Origin of the sequence: Streptomyces glaucescens, from assembly GCF_002154375.1 — a bacterium.
Classification (GTDB): Bacteria; Actinomycetota; Actinomycetes; order Streptomycetales; family Streptomycetaceae; genus Streptomyces; species Streptomyces glaucescens.
This window is the reverse complement of the sequence record NZ_MUND01000123.1, coordinates 1-15,187: the sequence shown is the minus strand read 5'-3', so window position 1 is coordinate 15,187 and position 15,187 is coordinate 1. Positions and strand designations below refer to the sequence as shown.

The 15,187-nt window shown below is 72.9% G+C and carries 11 protein-coding genes; 10 read left to right on the top strand and 1 reads right to left on the bottom strand.

The window, feature by feature from the left end:
* The 8 genes from CCN42_RS08990 to CCN42_RS08955 form a co-directional block, all read left to right on the top strand.
* On the top strand, nucleotides 1-1,240 hold a 1,240-nt coding region (locus CCN42_RS08990; protein WP_107427564.1), incomplete at its 5' end, for an ABC transporter substrate-binding protein.
* Nucleotides 1,241-1,313: 73 nt separating this feature from the next.
* Nucleotides 1,314-2,597: a carbohydrate ABC transporter permease gene (locus tag CCN42_RS08985; RefSeq protein ID WP_086734382.1), complete on the top strand. Its 1,284-nt coding sequence runs from the start codon at nucleotides 1,314-1,316 to the stop codon at nucleotides 2,595-2,597.
* Complete coding sequence (locus tag CCN42_RS08980) at nucleotides 2,594-3,472, top strand: carbohydrate ABC transporter permease (protein ID WP_086734378.1); 879 nt, start codon at nucleotides 2,594-2,596, stop codon at nucleotides 3,470-3,472. The genes CCN42_RS08985 and CCN42_RS08980 overlap by 4 nt, the downstream gene beginning before the upstream one ends.
* A gap of 163 nt (nucleotides 3,473-3,635) precedes the next feature.
* Entirely contained in the window at nucleotides 3,636-5,951 is a 2,316-nt protein-coding gene (locus CCN42_RS08975) for a bifunctional glycosyltransferase/CDP-glycerol:glycerophosphate glycerophosphotransferase (protein ID WP_169731427.1), read from the top strand.
* 163 nt (nucleotides 5,952-6,114) lie between these two features.
* Nucleotides 6,115-8,313, top strand: a complete 2,199-nt coding sequence (locus CCN42_RS08970) for a bifunctional glycosyltransferase/CDP-glycerol:glycerophosphate glycerophosphotransferase (protein ID WP_086734374.1) — start codon at nucleotides 6,115-6,117, stop codon at nucleotides 8,311-8,313.
* A 1-nt stretch (nucleotide 8,314) separates the two neighbouring features.
* Nucleotides 8,315-10,540 (top strand): bifunctional glycosyltransferase/CDP-glycerol:glycerophosphate glycerophosphotransferase, encoded by a 2,226-nt coding sequence (locus CCN42_RS08965; protein WP_086734372.1) that lies wholly within the window; start codon nucleotides 8,315-8,317, stop codon nucleotides 10,538-10,540.
* A 38-nt stretch (nucleotides 10,541-10,578) separates the two neighbouring features.
* Nucleotides 10,579-11,835, top strand: a complete 1,257-nt coding sequence (locus CCN42_RS08960) for a hypothetical protein (protein WP_211294661.1) — start codon at nucleotides 10,579-10,581, stop codon at nucleotides 11,833-11,835.
* 73 nt (nucleotides 11,836-11,908) lie between these two features.
* Nucleotides 11,909-13,465, top strand: a complete 1,557-nt coding sequence (locus CCN42_RS08955; RefSeq protein ID WP_086734370.1) for a hypothetical protein — start codon at nucleotides 11,909-11,911, stop codon at nucleotides 13,463-13,465.
* Between the two features lie 32 nt (nucleotides 13,466-13,497).
* Here the strand turns inward: CCN42_RS08955 and CCN42_RS08950 are convergent, their stop codons facing one another.
* Nucleotides 13,498-13,911, bottom strand: coding sequence for an organic hydroperoxide resistance protein (locus CCN42_RS08950; protein ID WP_086170884.1), 414 nt, complete (start codon nucleotides 13,909-13,911; stop codon nucleotides 13,498-13,500).
* Nucleotides 13,912-14,035: 124 nt separating this feature from the next.
* On the opposite strand from CCN42_RS08950, the gene CCN42_RS08945 reads away from it, so the two are divergent.
* Nucleotides 14,036-14,506: a MarR family winged helix-turn-helix transcriptional regulator gene (locus tag CCN42_RS08945; protein WP_086734368.1), complete on the top strand. Its 471-nt coding sequence runs from the start codon at nucleotides 14,036-14,038 to the stop codon at nucleotides 14,504-14,506.
* A 113-nt stretch (nucleotides 14,507-14,619) separates the two neighbouring features.
* A partial coding sequence (locus CCN42_RS08940) for a glycosyltransferase 87 family protein (RefSeq protein WP_143661878.1) occupies nucleotides 14,620-15,187 on the top strand: 568 nt, incomplete at its 3' end.

The window sequence follows — 15,187 nt, the reverse complement described above, 5'->3', positions numbered from 1 at the left end:
CACCGAGACCACCGCCACGGTGAGACTTCCCAAGCTGGACGGCGAGTCTCTGGAGGTGGCCGCCGTCTGGACCGGGCCGGAGCAGGCAAACTTCAAGAAGGTGCTCGCGGAGTTCGAGAAGCGCACCGGCGCGAAGGTCACCTTCGTCCCGGCGCAGGACCCGATCATCAACTTCCTCGGCTCGAAGATCGCGGGCGGTCAGCCGCCGGACGTGGTGATGCTCCCGCAGCCGGGCGCGATCAGGCAGGCCGTGGAGAAGGGCTGGGCGAAGCCGCTGGGCGCCGAGGCGCAGGCCGAGCTGAAGAAGAACTTCTCGCAGGGCTGGCAGGACATCGGCACGGTGGACGGCAAGCCGTACGGCGTCTACTACAAGGCCGCCAACAAGTCCCTGATCTGGTACAACACGCAGGTCTTCGAGAACGCGGGCGCCGAGGAGCCGAAGACCTGGAAGGACCTGCTCGGCACCGCGCAGACGATCTACGACTCCGGGGTGACGCCGTTCTCCGTCGGCGGCGCGGACGGCTGGACGCTCACCGACTGGTTCGAGAACGTGTATCTGTCCCAGGCGGGCCCGGAGAAGTACGACCAGCTGGCCAAGCACGAGATCAAGTGGACGGACCCCTCCGTGAAGGAGGCGCTGACCACGCTGGCGCAGATCTGGGGCAAGCAGGACTATCTCGCGGGCGGTGCGAGCGGCGCGCTGCAGACCGAGTTCCCGGCCTCCGTCACGCAGACCTTCACCGGCGGTGACCAGCCGAAGGCGGGCATGGTCTACGAGGGTGACTTCGTGCAGGTGAACATCGCGGAGACCGACGCGAAGGTGGGCACGGACGCGAAGGTGTTCCCGTTCCCGGCGGTCGGTGACACGGCACCCGTGGTCTCCGGCGGCGACGCGGCGGTGATCCTGGAGGACTCGAAGGCGGCGCAGGCCCTGGCCACCTTCCTGGCGTCCCCGGACGCGGCGACGATCCAGGCGGGGCTCGGCGGCTATCTCTCGCCGAACAAGAACGTGGACCCGAAGGCGTATCCGAACGCGGTGCAGCAGGAGATGGCGAAGGCGCTGATCGCGGCCGGTGACGACTTCCGCTTCGACATGTCCGACCAGGCCCCGCAGGCCTTCGGCGGCACGCCCGGCAAGGGTGAGTGGAAGGCGTTGCAGGACTTCCTGAAGAACCCGAAGGACATCGCGGGCACCCAGCGCAGGCTGGAGGCCGACGCGGCCGCGGCGTACGGGAACTGAGCCGGCGATGAAGTCGCCGGCACCGGCGGCGGGGGTCCCCGGGGCTCCCGCCGCTCCGTCCAAGCGCAAGAGCGTGACCGGCACCCGCACCACCGTCGCGGCGCTGTTCCTGCTGCCCGCGCTGGTGCTGCTCGGCGCGCTCGTGGTCTACCCGATCGGGTACTCGGTCGTCCGCAGCTTCTACGACCAGTCCGGCGACGGCTTCGCCGGATTCGACAACTACCAGGCCCTGTTCACCGACGACGGCATCCGCACCGCGCTGAAGAACAACATCATCTGGGTGGTGTTCGCGCCGACCGTCGCGACCGCGCTCGGGCTGATCTTCGCGGTGCTCACCGAACGGGTGCGCTGGGGCACCGCGTTCAAGCTGGTCGTCTTCATGCCGATGGCGATCTCGATGCTCGCCGCGGGCATCATCTTCCGGCTGGTGTACGACCAGGACCCGGACAAGGGCGTGGCGAACGCGGTGTGGGTGGGCGTGCACGACACGTTCGCCCAGTCGTCGGCGTTCCCGAAGGCCCATCCGGGGCGGGAGTCGCCCCTCGAACCGGCGGGCGGGGGCGCGTTCATCACGAAGGAGCCGGTCCGCCCGGGTGAGCCGGTGACGCTGCCGCTGGTGGGGGTGGCGCCGGATCTGATGCCGGACGACGCGCGGCCCGCCGCGAAGCCGCAGGCGGAGCCGGGGAAGATCACCGGCACCACCTGGCAGGACTTCACCCGCGGCGAGGGCGTGGGCACCCTCGGCGCGCCGGACCCGTCCGAGTTCGGTTATCCGGGGATGAGGATCGAGGCGGTGAAGGACGGCGAGGTGGTCGCCTCCACGACGGCCGCCGGGGACGGCACCTTCTCCCTGCCCGCGTCCGCCGAGGGCGCGCTGCTGCGGCTGCCCGCCGACAACTTCGAGGAGCCGTACAACGGGCTGGACTGGCTGGGCCCGTCGCTCGTCACGCCCGCCATCATCGGCTCGTACATCTGGATGTGGGCGGGCTTCGCGATGGTGCTGATCGCGGCCGGTCTGGCCGGGGTGCCCCGGGAGCTGCTGGAGGCGGCGCGGGTGGACGGCGCCACCGAGTGGCAGGTGTTCCGCCGGGTGACCGTGCCGCTGCTCGCGCCCGTGCTCGCGGTCGTCATCGTCACCTTGATGATCAACGTGCTGAAGGTGTTCGACCTGGTCTTCATCATCGCCCCGGGTTCCTCGCAGGACGACGCGAACGTGCTCGCCCTGGAGCTGTACCGCAAGGGCTTCGCCGAGGACCAGCCGGGCGTCGCGAGCGCGATCGCGGTGTTCCTGCTGCTGCTGGTGATCCCGGTGATGTGGTTCAACGTCCGGCGGCTCAGGCGGGAGGTACGGCGATGACGAAGCTGTCCGCACAGCCGCCGAGGCGGTCGCCGGCCGCGTGGGCGGTCGAGAAGCTGAGCGGCGGCGCGGTGCGGGTCTTCCTGATCGTGGTGGGCCTGTTCTGGCTGGTGCCGACCGTCGGTCTGCTGCTGTCCTCGTTGCGCAGCACCCGGGACATGAACGAGAGCGGCTGGTGGACGGTGTTCACCGAGCCCGCCCGGCTCACCGTCGACAGCTACGAGAAGCTGCTGGAGAACGGCGACATCACCGACTCCCTCGTCAACACGGTGCTGATCACGGTCCCGGCGACCGTGCTGGTGGTGGTGATCGGCGCGCTGGCGGGCTATGCGTTCGCGTGGATGGAGTTCCCGGGGCGCGACTGGTGGTTCCTGGCCGTGGTGGGGCTGCTGGTGGTGCCGGTGCAGGTGGCGCTGATCCCGATCGCCGAACTGTTCGGCAACATCGGTCTGTTCGGTTCCATCCTGGGTGTGATCCTGTTCCACGTCGGGTTCGGGCTGCCGTTCGCGGTGTTCCTGCTGCGGAACTTCTTCGCGGAGATCCCCCGTGAGCTGCTGGAGGCGGCCCGTCTGGACGGTGCCGGTGAACTGCGGCTGTTCGCACGGGTGGTGATGCCGCTGGGCGGGCCCGCGATCGCGAGTCTCGGCATCTTCCAGTTCCTGTGGGTGTGGAACGACATGCTGGTGGCGCTGGTGTTCACGGACGCCGGCAGCCAGCCGATCACGGTCGCGCTGCAGACGCAGGTACGGCAGTTCGGCAACAACATCGACGTGCTGGCGCCCGGGGCGTTCATCTCGATGGTGGTGCCGCTGGCGGTGTTCTTCGCGTTCCAGCGGCAGTTCGTGACGGGCGTGATGGCGGGAGCGGTGAAGTAACCCCGTATCGCGCGCACTTCACAGGGGCGGGCCGGTGTCACCGGCCCGCCCCTTCGCGTCCACCCCGATTCCCCCACATGCCGTACGGACCGTAACTCCTCCGCGTCCAGGGCCGTTGCCGGGCAGAACGCCCGAGCTGTCCCGCCGACCCATGGATGTCCCCGTGCCCAGGTTCAGTGTCATCGTCCCCGCGTACCAGGTTCAGGCGTACCTGCACGAGTGCCTGGAATCGGTGCTCACCCAGTCGTATCCCGACCTCGAGCTGATCGCGGTGGACGACTGCTCACCGGACGCCTGCGGCGAGATCATCGACGAGTTCGCGGCCCGCGACCCGCGCGTGAAGGCGGTCCGCCTGGAGCGCAACGGCGGTCTCGGCGCCGCCCGCAACGCGGGGATGGCGCAGGCGACCGGCGACTACCTGATCTTCCTGGACTCCGACGACACCCTCACCCCGAACGCCCTGCGCGCGGTCGCCGACCGGCTGAAGGAGACCGGCGAACCGGACGTCCTGGTCTACGACTACGCCCGCACGTACTGGACGGGCGAGGCGGTCCGCAACAAGGCGGCCGGCCGGCTCACCGAGCAGGGCCCGGCGCCGTTCCGGCTGGAGGACCGGCCGGGCCTGCTGGAGCTGCTGATGGTGGCGTGGAACAAGGCGTACCGGCGGGAGTTCGTCGAGCACGAGGGCTTCGCCTTCCCGCCCGGCTACTACGAGGACACGCCGTGGACGTACCCGGTGATGCTGGCGGCGGAGTCGATCGCCACCCTGGACCGGGTCTGTGTGCACTACCGGCAGCGCCGCCAGGGCAACATCCTGTCCACCACCAGCGACAGGCATTTCGACATCTTCGACCAGTACGACCGGGTCTTCGCCTATCTCGACGAGCACCCCGAACTGGCGCGGTGGCGCCCGCTGCTGTTCCGCCGCATGGTCGACCATCTGACGCTGGTGTACCGCAAGCCGGACCGCCTGCCGCGCGGCAGCCGCGCCGCGTTCCTGCGCCGGGCCCGCGCCCACTACCGCCGCTACCGCTCCCCCGGGCTCCCGGCCTCCCTCGGCCAGGCGGGCGCGCCCGTCCGCGCCCCGGCCCCGCCGCGTGTCCGCCTGCGGCACGCGTTCGTCCGGTTCGGCGCGCACCGCACCTTCCGCGCCCTGCACCTGCTGCTGGCCGCCCGCCGCCGTACCGCCCGCCTGGCGCGGGGCCTGGCCCGGGCCTGCCGGGCCGGCGCGCTGCGGCTGCACTACCGGGTCCAGCTGCTGCTGCCCCTCCAGGCCGACCGGGCCGTGTTCGCCGCCTCCCGGGACGCCGGATACGGCTGCAACCCGGGCGCGCTGGAGTCCGCGGTGCGCACGCTCGCCCCGCACGTGCGCACCGCGTGGATCGCCCGCCCCGAGCACCACCACACGATCCCGACCGGCACCCGCCGCCTGACTCCGGGCACCGCCGCGTACTGGACGGCGCTGGCCCGCGCCACGTTCCTGGTGAGCAACGACGGCTTCGGCCACCGCACGGTCAAGCGGACCGGGCAGGTCTTCGTGCAGACGCGGCAGGGCACGCCGCTGAAGCACATGGGCCTCGATCTCCAGGAACGCCCGGCGGCGGCCCGCGGCACGGACTTCGCGCGGCTCCTGGACGACGTCGGCACCTGGGACTACGTGCTGTCCGCCAACCGCCACACCACGCTGACCTGGGAGCGCGTCTACCCGGGCCGGTACACCACGCTGGAGTACGGCTACCCCCGCAACGACGTCCTCCAGCGGGCGACCACGGCGGACGTGGCCAGGCTGCGCGAGTCGCTGGGCATCCCGGAGGGCACGGTGGCGATCCTGTACGCGCCCACCCACCGCGACCACCGCCGTACCCAGAGCACCGCTCTCGACCTGGAGCGCGTGGTGCGCCGGCTGGGACCGCGGTTCGTCGTCCTGGCCCGCGCCCACGCCCGGCACGGCGGCCCGCTCGCCGCGACCACCGGCCGGGTCGTCGACGTCACCGGCCACCCGAGCGTCGAGTCGCTGTGCCTGGCCTCGGACGCCCTGGTCACCGACTACTCGTCGATCATGTTCGACTACGCCAACCTGGACCGGCCGATCGTGATCCACAGCCCCGACGACGACTGGGCGGCCTACCAGGCGGCCCGCGGCACCTACTTCGACCTGCGCGCCTTCCCGCCGGGCGCGGTGGCGCGCAGCGAGGACGAGCTGATCGACATCTTCGCCACCGGCCACTGGCGCGGCTCCCGCTCCGCCCAGCTGCGCACCGCGTTCCGGGAGCGGTTCTGCCCGTACGACGACGGGCGGGCCGCCGAGCGGGTGGTGCGCCACGTGCTGCTCGGCGAGCCGCCGGAGTCGATCCCGCCGGTGGTCCCGCTCGCCGAACGCCGGCCCGTGCCGTCGGCCGCAGCCGAGCGGTCGCGCACCCCGCTGGCCGGCGTGCCGCAACCTTCTGGCCCGCTCACCGTCACCGACGGACACCGATGACCGTTGCACCTTCCGGGAGTTCACATGCCCCGCAGTTCGTCGCGGCCGACCCCGTCCCGGCCGTCCACGTGGCGGCCGGCGGGGCGGCCCGGCCGTTCCTCACACGGTCCGAGGCGCGGGCCTCCCGCCTGACCAGGACCGGCACGACCATGGAAAGAGCAGAATGCCCCGCTTCAGCATCATCGTCCCGTCCCATGGGGTCGCGGGCCGGCTGGCCCAGGCGCTGGACTCGGTCCTCGCACAGTCCTTCGGCGACTTCGAACTGATCCCGGTGTGCGACGGGCCCGGCTCACCCGCGGCGGACGTCGCCGCCGCCCACGCCGAGCGGGACTCCCGGGTGACCCCGGTCCACTCGCCGCCGTCGGCCGGTCTGGCCGGGGCGCGCGGTGCCGGGATGCAGGCGGCGACCGGCGCGTATCTGCTGTTCCTCGACGGCGACGACATCCTGCTGCCGGGCGCGCTGGCCGCGCTGCACGCGCGCCTGACGCACACCGGTGACCTGGACGTCCTGCTCTTCGCCTACAAGCGGGCCCCCTGGTGGGAGGGCGAGCCCACGCATCCCGCGGGGCCGCTGCTCGCCCGTGCCCCGTCCGGGGTCTTCCACCCGGACCGGGCACCGCAGCTGACCGGTGTCCAGCTGCCCGCGTGGGCCGCGGCCTACCGGCGGGCCTTCCTCACCGAGCACGCCCTCGCCTTCCCCGAGGGGCACTTCACGGACATCGGCTTCGGCGCGGCGGTGATGGCCCGGGCCGAGCGGGTCGCGGTGCTGCGCGAGACCGTCGTACGGCATCACGTGCGGCGGCAGGGCAACCGGCTGTATCTGCCCGGCGAGCACCACACGGAACTCCTCGACCAGGCCGAACGGGCGCTGGCGCTGGTCCCGCGGCTGTCCGCCGAGCGGGCGCACGCCCTGTTCGACCAGCTCTTCGCCGCCGTCCTGAAGACCGCCGGGCACCCGCGGCGGCTGCCCGCGCACCGCCGCCGCGCCTTCTTCCGCCGGGCGGGCACGCTCTACCGGCGCCACCGCCCGCCCGGGCACCGCACCCCGGGCGGCAGCCTGGGCGTGCAGCACCGGCTGCTGGCGGCCCGCGCCTATGCCGCGTTCCGGCTGCTGCGCGGCGCCAAGGAGGCGGCGGTGCGGTCCGGGGCACGGGTGCCGCGCCCGCGCGGACTGCGCACCCGGCTGTTCTACCGCCGTCAGCTGCGCCGCCCACTGGATCCGGACCTGGCGGTGTTCTGCGCGTACTGGGGGCGCGGCTACGCCTGCAACCCGGCCGCGATCCACGCCAAGGTCCGCGAACTCGCCCCGCACATCAGGTCGGTGTTCCTGGTGGAGGCCGACCAGGCGCACGCCGTGCCGAAGGACGTCGACCACGCGGTGATCGGCAGCCGCCGCTCCTGGGAGCTGCTGGCCCGCGCCACGTACCTCGTGAACAACGCCAACTTCGCCGAGGGCGTGGTGAAGCGCCCCGGCACCGTGCACGTACAGACGCAGCACGGCACGCCGCTGAAGAAGATGGGCATCGACCAGTCGACGTACCCGGTGGTGGCCGCGCAGACCGGCAGCTTCGCCAAACTGCTGGGCCGGGTCGACCGCTGGGACTACAACCTCTCCTCCAACAGCCACTCCACGCAGATGTGGGAGCGGGCCTTCCCGGGTTCCTACGAGCACCTGGAGTACGGCTATCCGCGCAACGACGTGTACTACACGGCCACCGCCGAGGACGTGGCCCGGGTGCGCCGGGAACTGGGCGTGCCGGAGGACAGGACGGCCGTGCTGTACGCGCCCACCCACCGCGACTGGCACACCGGCTTCGAGACCGGCCTGGACCTGGAGGCGTTCTGTGAAGCGGCCGGCGAGGACGTCGTGGTGCTGCTGCGCGCCCACTACTTCTACGACCGGGGCCGCTCCCGGGCCTCCGGCCGGATCATCGACGTCACCTCGCACCGTTCCTCCGAGGACGTCTGCCTGGCGGCCGACGCGCTGGTCACCGACTACTCGTCGATCATGTTCGACTACGCCAACCTGGACCGGCCGATCGTCGTGTACGCCGACGACTGGGAGGTCTACCGGGAGACGCGGGGCGTCTACTTCGACCTGATGCAGTCCCCGCCGGGGCCGGTCGCGCACACCCCGGGGGAACTGGCGCGCATCTTCCGGGACGGCTCCCACGCGGGCGCGGAGTCCCGGCGGCTGCGGGCCGCCTTCCGGGAGCGGTTCTGCGAGTTCGACGACGGGCGGGCCGCCGAGCGGGTGGTGCGCCGGGTCTTCCTCGGCGAGCCGCCGGAGGCGATCCCCCCGGTGGTCCCGCTCGCCGAGCGCATCCCCGCCCCCGCCGCGACGACCCTCGTCAGGAGCTGACGTGCCCCGTTTCAGCATCATCCTCCCGTGTTTCAAGGTGCAGGGCTTCCTGCGCGAGTGCCTGGACTCGGTCCTGGAGCAGTCGTTCCGCGACATCGAGGTGATCGCCGTCGACGACCGCTCGCCGGACGGCTGCGGCGCGATACTCGACGAGTACGCGGCCCGCGACCCGCGGGTGAAGGCCGTGCACCTGCCGGAGAACGTCGGTCTCGGCCGGGCCCGCAACGCCGGCATGCCGCACGCCACCGGCGACTACCTGTTCTTCCTCGACAGCGACGACACCCTCACCCCGGGCGCGCTGCGCGCGATGGCCGACCGGCTGGCCGGGACGGGCGACCCGGACGTGCTGATCTTCGACTACGTCCGCACCTACTGGTGGGGCGGCACCCGCCGCAACGTGCTGGCGCCCGTGCTGGGCGAGGCGGCGGACGCGGGCACGTTCAGCGCCGCCGAGCGGCCCGAGGTGCTGGACCTGCTGATGGTGGTGTGGAACAAGATCTACCGCCGGGACTTCGTGGAGCGGCACGGCTTCGCCTTCCCGCCCGGCTACTACGAGGACACGCCGTGGACGTTCCCGGTGATGCTCAGCGCCGAGCGGATGGCCGCGCTGGACCGGGTCTGCGTCGAGTACCGGCAGCGCCGCCAGGGCAACATCCTGTCCACCACCAGCCGCAAGCACTTCGACATCCACGAGCAGTACGAGCGGGTCTTCGCGTATCTCGACGACCGCCCCGAGCTGCACACCTGGCGGGGCTTCCTGCACGCCAAGATGGCCGAGCACTGCCTGGACATCCTCGCCAAGCCGGACCGGCTGCCGCCCTCGGACAAGGGCGAGTTCTTCCGCCGTACGGCCGAGATGTTCCGCGCGCACAAGCCCGAGGGCGCCACGGTCGCCGCGGAGCACCGGGTCCTGGAGGGCGGTTACGCCGGCTATCTGGCCCGGCGGCAGGCGGCGCGGGCCGGGCGGGCACTGGAGCGGCGGGCCGAGCGGGTGCGCGCGGTGGCGGCCGGACGGGTGCGCCGGGCCCGCTCGGCCCTGCTCGTGCGCCGCCCCCTCGACCCGGACCTCGCCGTGTACTCGGCGTTCTCGCACCGTGGGGTGCTCGGCGACCCGGCGGCGATCCATGCCGCGGCCCGCGTGGCCGCACCGCGGATGCGCGGGGTGTGGGTGGTCAAGGACGAGGAGACGGCCGCGCTGCTGCCGCCGGACGTGGAGCATGTGCTGCTGGGCTCGGCCGCCTACGAGCGGGTCACCGCGCGGGCCACGTACTTCGTCAACAACGTCAACTGGCCCGGCGCTCTCACCAAGCGCCCCGGCACCGTCCATATCCACACCCACCAGGGCACGCCGCTGAAGTACATGGGCGCGGACCTGCTCGGCAAGCCGGGCGCCCGGCACGCTTTCGACGTGCCGAAGATGCTGTGGCGCGCCGACCGCTGGGACTACAGCCTGGTCGCCAACCGGCACTCGGAGCTGGTGTGGGAGCGGGCGTTCCCCTGCCACTTCACCTCGCTGCGCTCCGGCAGCCCGCGCAACGACGTGCTGGTGAACGCGGGCCCCGGTGCGGGGGCCGCGACCCGGGCCCGGCTGGGCATCCCTGAGGACCACACCGTGGTGCTGTACGCGCCGACCCGCCGCGAGTACCGGCGCGGCGGCCATGTCGAGCGGATCGACCTGGCCCGGTTCGCCGAGGACCTCGGCGACGGCCACACCCTGGTGGTCCGGCTGCACCCGTCGCTCGCCACCGGCCACGCGCGCGGGATGGGCCTGACGGATCTGCACCGGCGGGGCGTGCTGATCGACGCCACCGACGAGCCGCACGTCGAGGAACTGATGCTCGCCTCCGACGTCCTGGTGACCGACTACTCCGCCCTGATGTTCGACTACGCCAACCTGGACCGGCCGATCGTGATCCACGCCGACGACTGGACGGCGTACGCGGCGAGCCGCGGCGCCTACTTCGACATCACCGCCGAACCGCCGGGCCATGTCTCGCGCTCCTACCGGGAGCTGGCCTGGCTGTTCGCCTCGGGTACCTGGCGGGACCAGGACGGGGAGCGGCTGCGGGCCGCCTTCCGGGCGCGGTTCTGCGAGTACGACGACGGGCACGCCGCCGAACGGGTGGTGCGGACGCTGATGCTGGGCGAGGAGGCGTGGACGCCGGGGCCGGTCGCGCTGCCGGGCCCCGCCACCGCCTCCGACCACGACGTGCTCACCACCTCGTGACCCGGCTGCGACCAGGCGCCTGGCGGCCGCGCACCTGGGTGCTCGTCCTGGCCGCGGTGTTCGCCGTGCTCCAGCTGGCGAACGTCACCGGCCGGGACACCCCCGACACCAAGAACTACCTGTCGTACGCGCTCAGCCTGCGCGGGGACGCCAAGCGGGAGGCCGCCGCCGCGACCATCGACTACGTGTGCGCGGGACGGGCCTCGCTGGCCCATCGCGCGCAGAACGTGCACGTGGTCCGCTTCCACCGGCCCGACCCGGCGCCCATGGTGCGCGAGAAGTGCGGTGCCGACGAGTGGCGGGTCGTGGAGCGGCGGCTGAGGGCGGGGCAGACCGGCGGGCACACCGTGCCGTACATGCCGGAACGCTTCATGCGGATCTTCGAGGCGCGGCCCGGCTACCCGGTGTTCCTGCTGCCGTTCGTGTCCGTGTTCGGCGTGGTGTGGGGCGTGTGGGCGGCGAGCGTGGTGATCGCGGTCGCGGGCGGGGTGCTGGTGTTCCTGGTGCTGCGGTCGCTGCGGCTGCCGCCGGCGCTGTGCCTGACCGGGCAGGGCCTCTACTACGTCCTGCCGGTCGGCACCACGGCCATGCGGCCCATGGCCGAGGGCCTGATGCTGGCGCTGACGCTGGCGGCGGTGTGGGGTTGCGCGCTGGTCCTCGGCGGGCGGCGCACCCGGGCCGGGCTGGTGCTGATCGGCGGGTCGCTCGCGGCGCTGTTCACCGTCAAGCACTCGCAGGCGCTGTTCCTCGGGGTGTGCCTGGCGGCGGCGGGCACACTGATCGCCGTACGGCGGTGGCGGCGGGGCCGTCCGCCGGGGCGCGGGGTGCTCGCGGTGGCGGCGACCGGGCTGGCCGCGACCGTGCTGACGGTGCTGCTGGCGCAGCTGCTGAGGTATCCGTCGACCGCCGACAGCGTGCAGGATCTGCTGACCCATCACTTCGCGCGACCGGACCGCGCCGATCCCTGGCCGGAGTTCTTCCAGCTCCAGGGGAACTTCTGGATGGAGTGGCTGCGCCGGCAGCTGTGGCAGCCGCTGTTCCTCGCGGCGCTCGCGGCCGGAGCGTGGGGGGCGGCGCGGCGGCCCGCGTTCGGGGTGTTCCTGGCCGCGGCGGCGTTCACCGGGATCCTCACCCAGGCCGGGCACCCGGACATCAACATCTGGGGCGAGCGGCTGATCGTGCTGGCGTGGCTGCTGCCGGTGGTCGGGGTGCCGCTGCTGCTGGACGCGGTGCTGCGGCGGCCGGTGGCCCTGCCGGCGCAGGGGCACTCCGAACGGGCTCACTCGATGAGGTGAGCCGAGGTCATGCAGTTGATCTTGGCGGGAAGATACGGCAAATGCCCCAGACGCTTACCTTTCATTCGGCTCGATGAGCGCCGGAGTCCTCGTCCGGCGGACCCCGCGCGGTGCGACGGCGCTGCGCGGCCGAGTCTGGCGGCCCACCCCGTACCAGGTCGTCGGCTTCCTGTTCTGGCTGGTGATGTCGCTGGCGTACTGGCGGGTGCCGCTGTGCTGCGACGCCGGACAGCACGCGGCGGTCGTCGAACGCCTCAAGGACGATCTGCTGCGCCCGCGCCATCCCACGGCGGACCTGCCGGGTGCGGGCAGCCCCTACTACTCGCCCTACGCCGTCGCCCAGGGCGCCTTCGCCCGGCTGACCGGGCTCAGCGGCTGGGAGGCGGTGCGGCTCGCCGGGCCGCTGAACCTGCTGGTGCTGCTGACCGGCCTGAACCGTTTCGTGCGGGTGCTCACGCCCCGTCCGTGGGCACCGGTGCTGGCGCTGGCCGCGATGACGCTGCTGTGGGGCGTGGAGCGGGCCTGGTGGAGCGGGTACCTCGGGCTGATGTCGATGACGGGCACGCTGCCCTACCCGTCGGCGTTCGCGATCGGGCTGACCTTCTGGGCGTGGGCCTGGACGGGGGCGCGGGCCCGCGACGGGCGGCCGGTGCGGTTCGTCGGGCCGAGCGGGCTGCCCGGCCTGACCGGGTACGCCGGGCTGGGCGCGCTGTACGGACTGATCCTGCTGGTCCACCCGATCACCTCGGTGGCGGCGGTCCTCGGCGGGCTCGCCCTGGTGGCCGGGTGGCAGCGGGGCCGGAAACCGGCCGCGGCCGCCCGGTGGGCGCTGACCGGCGGCACGGCGCTGCTGACCGGCGCGGTGTGGCCGCACTTCGACGTCTTCGCGCTGACCGGTGACACCAGCGTCGACGCCATGCACCGGCGGCTGTACGGGGACCTCGCGGGCCAGTTCGGGCTGGCGCTGATCGGGCTGCCCGCGCTGTGGCTGCGGGCCCGGCGGACGTCGTGGCGCGATCCGCTGGTGCTGATGTTCGCGCTGGAGGTGGCGGCGGTGGCGTACGGCTGGGTCAGCGGCCACTACACCTACGGGCGCATCCTCGGTCTCACCCTGGTCCCGCTGCAGTTCGCGCTGGCCGTGGAGCTGGCGGCGCCCCGGCCCTGGCCGGTGTGGCGGCGGGTCCTGGCGGCGGTCACGGCGGCCGGGGCCTGTGCCGGGTTCCTCACCGTGCAGGCGGGGGCGGTGGTGCCGCGCTCGCTGGATCCGGTCGGCTTCGCGCAGCCGCCGAGCTGGCCGTCGTACGACTGGGCCGCCCGGCACATCCGGCGGGGCGAGGTGGTGATCACCGACGGCTACTGGGCGGTGCACGCGATCGCCGGGTACGGCGCGAACCTGGCCGCGCCGACCTGGCCGGACGCGGCGGTGGACGAGCGGGAGCGGCTGCGCCGGGTCGCCGATGTGCGGGCCTACCTGGACCCGGCGGCGACCCGCGCCGAGCGCACCGCCCTCGCCCGCCGCCACCGGGTGCGCTGGCTGCTGCTGACACGCTGGCGCGAGGTGCCCGAGGAGGCGGTCGTGGTGGCGTGGAGCCGGCGGACGGGGGAGGTGCTGGCGCGGCTTCCGCGGTGACGGGTGCCGCGCCGGGGGCGTCCGCCGGGGGATTACTCGATGACGAGGTCGACCGGGATGTTGCCGCGGGTGGCGTTGGAGTACGGGCAGACCTGGTGGGCCTGCTCGACCAGCTTGCGGCCGGTCGCCTCGTCCACGGTGTCGGGCAGCTCGATGCGCAGGGTGACGGCGAGCGCGAAGCCTTCGCCCTGCTTGCCGATGCCGACCTCGGCGGTCACCGCGGCGTCGCTGACGTCGACCTTGGCCTGCCGGCCGACGAGGCCGAGGGCGCTGCCGAAGCAGGCGGCGTAGCCGGCGGCGAAGAGCTGCTCGGGGTTGGTGCCCTGGCCGTTGCCGCCCAGCTGCGCCGGCATGGCCAGCGGGAGGTCCAGCGTGCCGTCGGAGGAGACGGCGCGGCCCTCGCGGCCGTGGGTGGCGGTGGCGACAGCGGTGTAGAGCGCGTCCATGGGAGAACCATCCCTCTCTGGGTCGGGGGCGGCGGTCCGGTCCGGCCGCCGCCTTACGACCAGAAGTAGAGCACACAATTAAGTTGTGCACAACTAAATGGCCCACAAGAGCTATCCTGGAACCATGACCAGCACGCCCGCGGACGACTGGCTCCGCCTCGACCGCCAGATCTGCTTCTCGCTGAACGCCGCCTCGCGCGCCTTCAACGGCGTCTACCGCGTCGTCCTCAAGGACCTCGGGCTCACCTACCCGCAGTACCTGGTGATGCTGGTCCTCTGGGAGGACGGCGACCAGCCCGTCAAGAAGCTCGGCGAACGGCTGCGGCTCGACTCCGGCACCCTCTCCCCGCTGCTCAAGCGACTGGAGGCGGCCGGACTGGTGCACCGCGAACGCAGCGCCCGCGACGAGCGCTCCGTCGAGGTCCGGCTCACCGGGGACGGCGCCGCCCTGCGCGAACGCGCCGCGGAGGTGCCGCGCCGGATCGCCGCCGCCACCGGCTGCGACCTCGACGAGATCAGCGCCCTGCGGGACCGCCTCGACCGGCTCACCGGCGCCCTGGACGCGGCGATCGCGGCGGAGACGGCGACACGTTAGGCGGACACCCCGATAGGGGGTTGTTCACGGAAAGGGGCCCGCGGCGGGGCATACATGACCGGCACACGTGACCTTCGTCCGGCCGCCATCCCCTGCTGAGGATCCCTCCGCCGATGACCCTGCCGACCCGCCGCCTCCTCGGCCTCGCCGCCGCCTGGCTCGCCACCCGCGCCCTGATGCTGTGGCTGCTCGTCCACGACGCCGCTCCGCAACTGGGAGGCATCCCGGTCGCGCGGGAGGTGTGGCGGCTGTACCGCAACTGGGCCGGCGTCCTGGCGGAGGGCACCTTCCCGGCCGACGACAAGCTGTGGCAGTACCCGCCGGGCGCCGGCCCGGTGCTGGTGTCGCCCACGCTGCTGCCCGGGCTGGACTACCTCCAGGCGTTCGTGCTCCTCACCCTGGCCGCCGACGCCCTGATCCTGGCGGCACTGGCCCGCGCGGGGACGCGACAGGGCCGCACCCTGCTCGGGGCGGCCCTGTGGACGCTGGGCCTGCCCCTGCTGCTGCACGTGCCGCTGGTCCGCTACGACGTACAGGCCACCGCCCTGGCCGTCCTCTCCCTGCTGACGCTGTCCCGCTCCCCGCGCGCGGGCGGGGCGTTCGCCGCGCTGGGCGCCCTGGTGAAGGTCTGGCCCGCGCTGGTGCTGGTCGGGACGCCGAAGGGGCGGGCGACCCGGCGGG

What these genes read in the sequence shown, in the direction of transcription:
- CCN42_RS08950 (WP_086170884.1), bottom strand. Translation starts at nt 13,911, where the DNA reads ATGGACGCGCTCTACACCGCTGTCGCCACCGCCACCCACGGCCGCGAG.
- CCN42_RS08955 (WP_086734370.1), top strand. Translation starts at nt 11,909, where the DNA reads ATGAGCGCCGGAGTCCTCGTCCGGCGGACCCCGCGCGGTGCGACGGCG.
- CCN42_RS08970 (WP_086734374.1), top strand. Translation starts at nt 6,115, where the DNA reads ATGCCCCGCTTCAGCATCATCGTCCCGTCCCATGGGGTCGCGGGCCGG.
- CCN42_RS08980 (WP_086734378.1), top strand. Translation starts at nt 2,594, where the DNA reads ATGACGAAGCTGTCCGCACAGCCGCCGAGGCGGTCGCCGGCCGCGTGG.
- CCN42_RS08945 (WP_086734368.1), top strand. Translation starts at nt 14,036, where the DNA reads ATGACCAGCACGCCCGCGGACGACTGGCTCCGCCTCGACCGCCAGATC.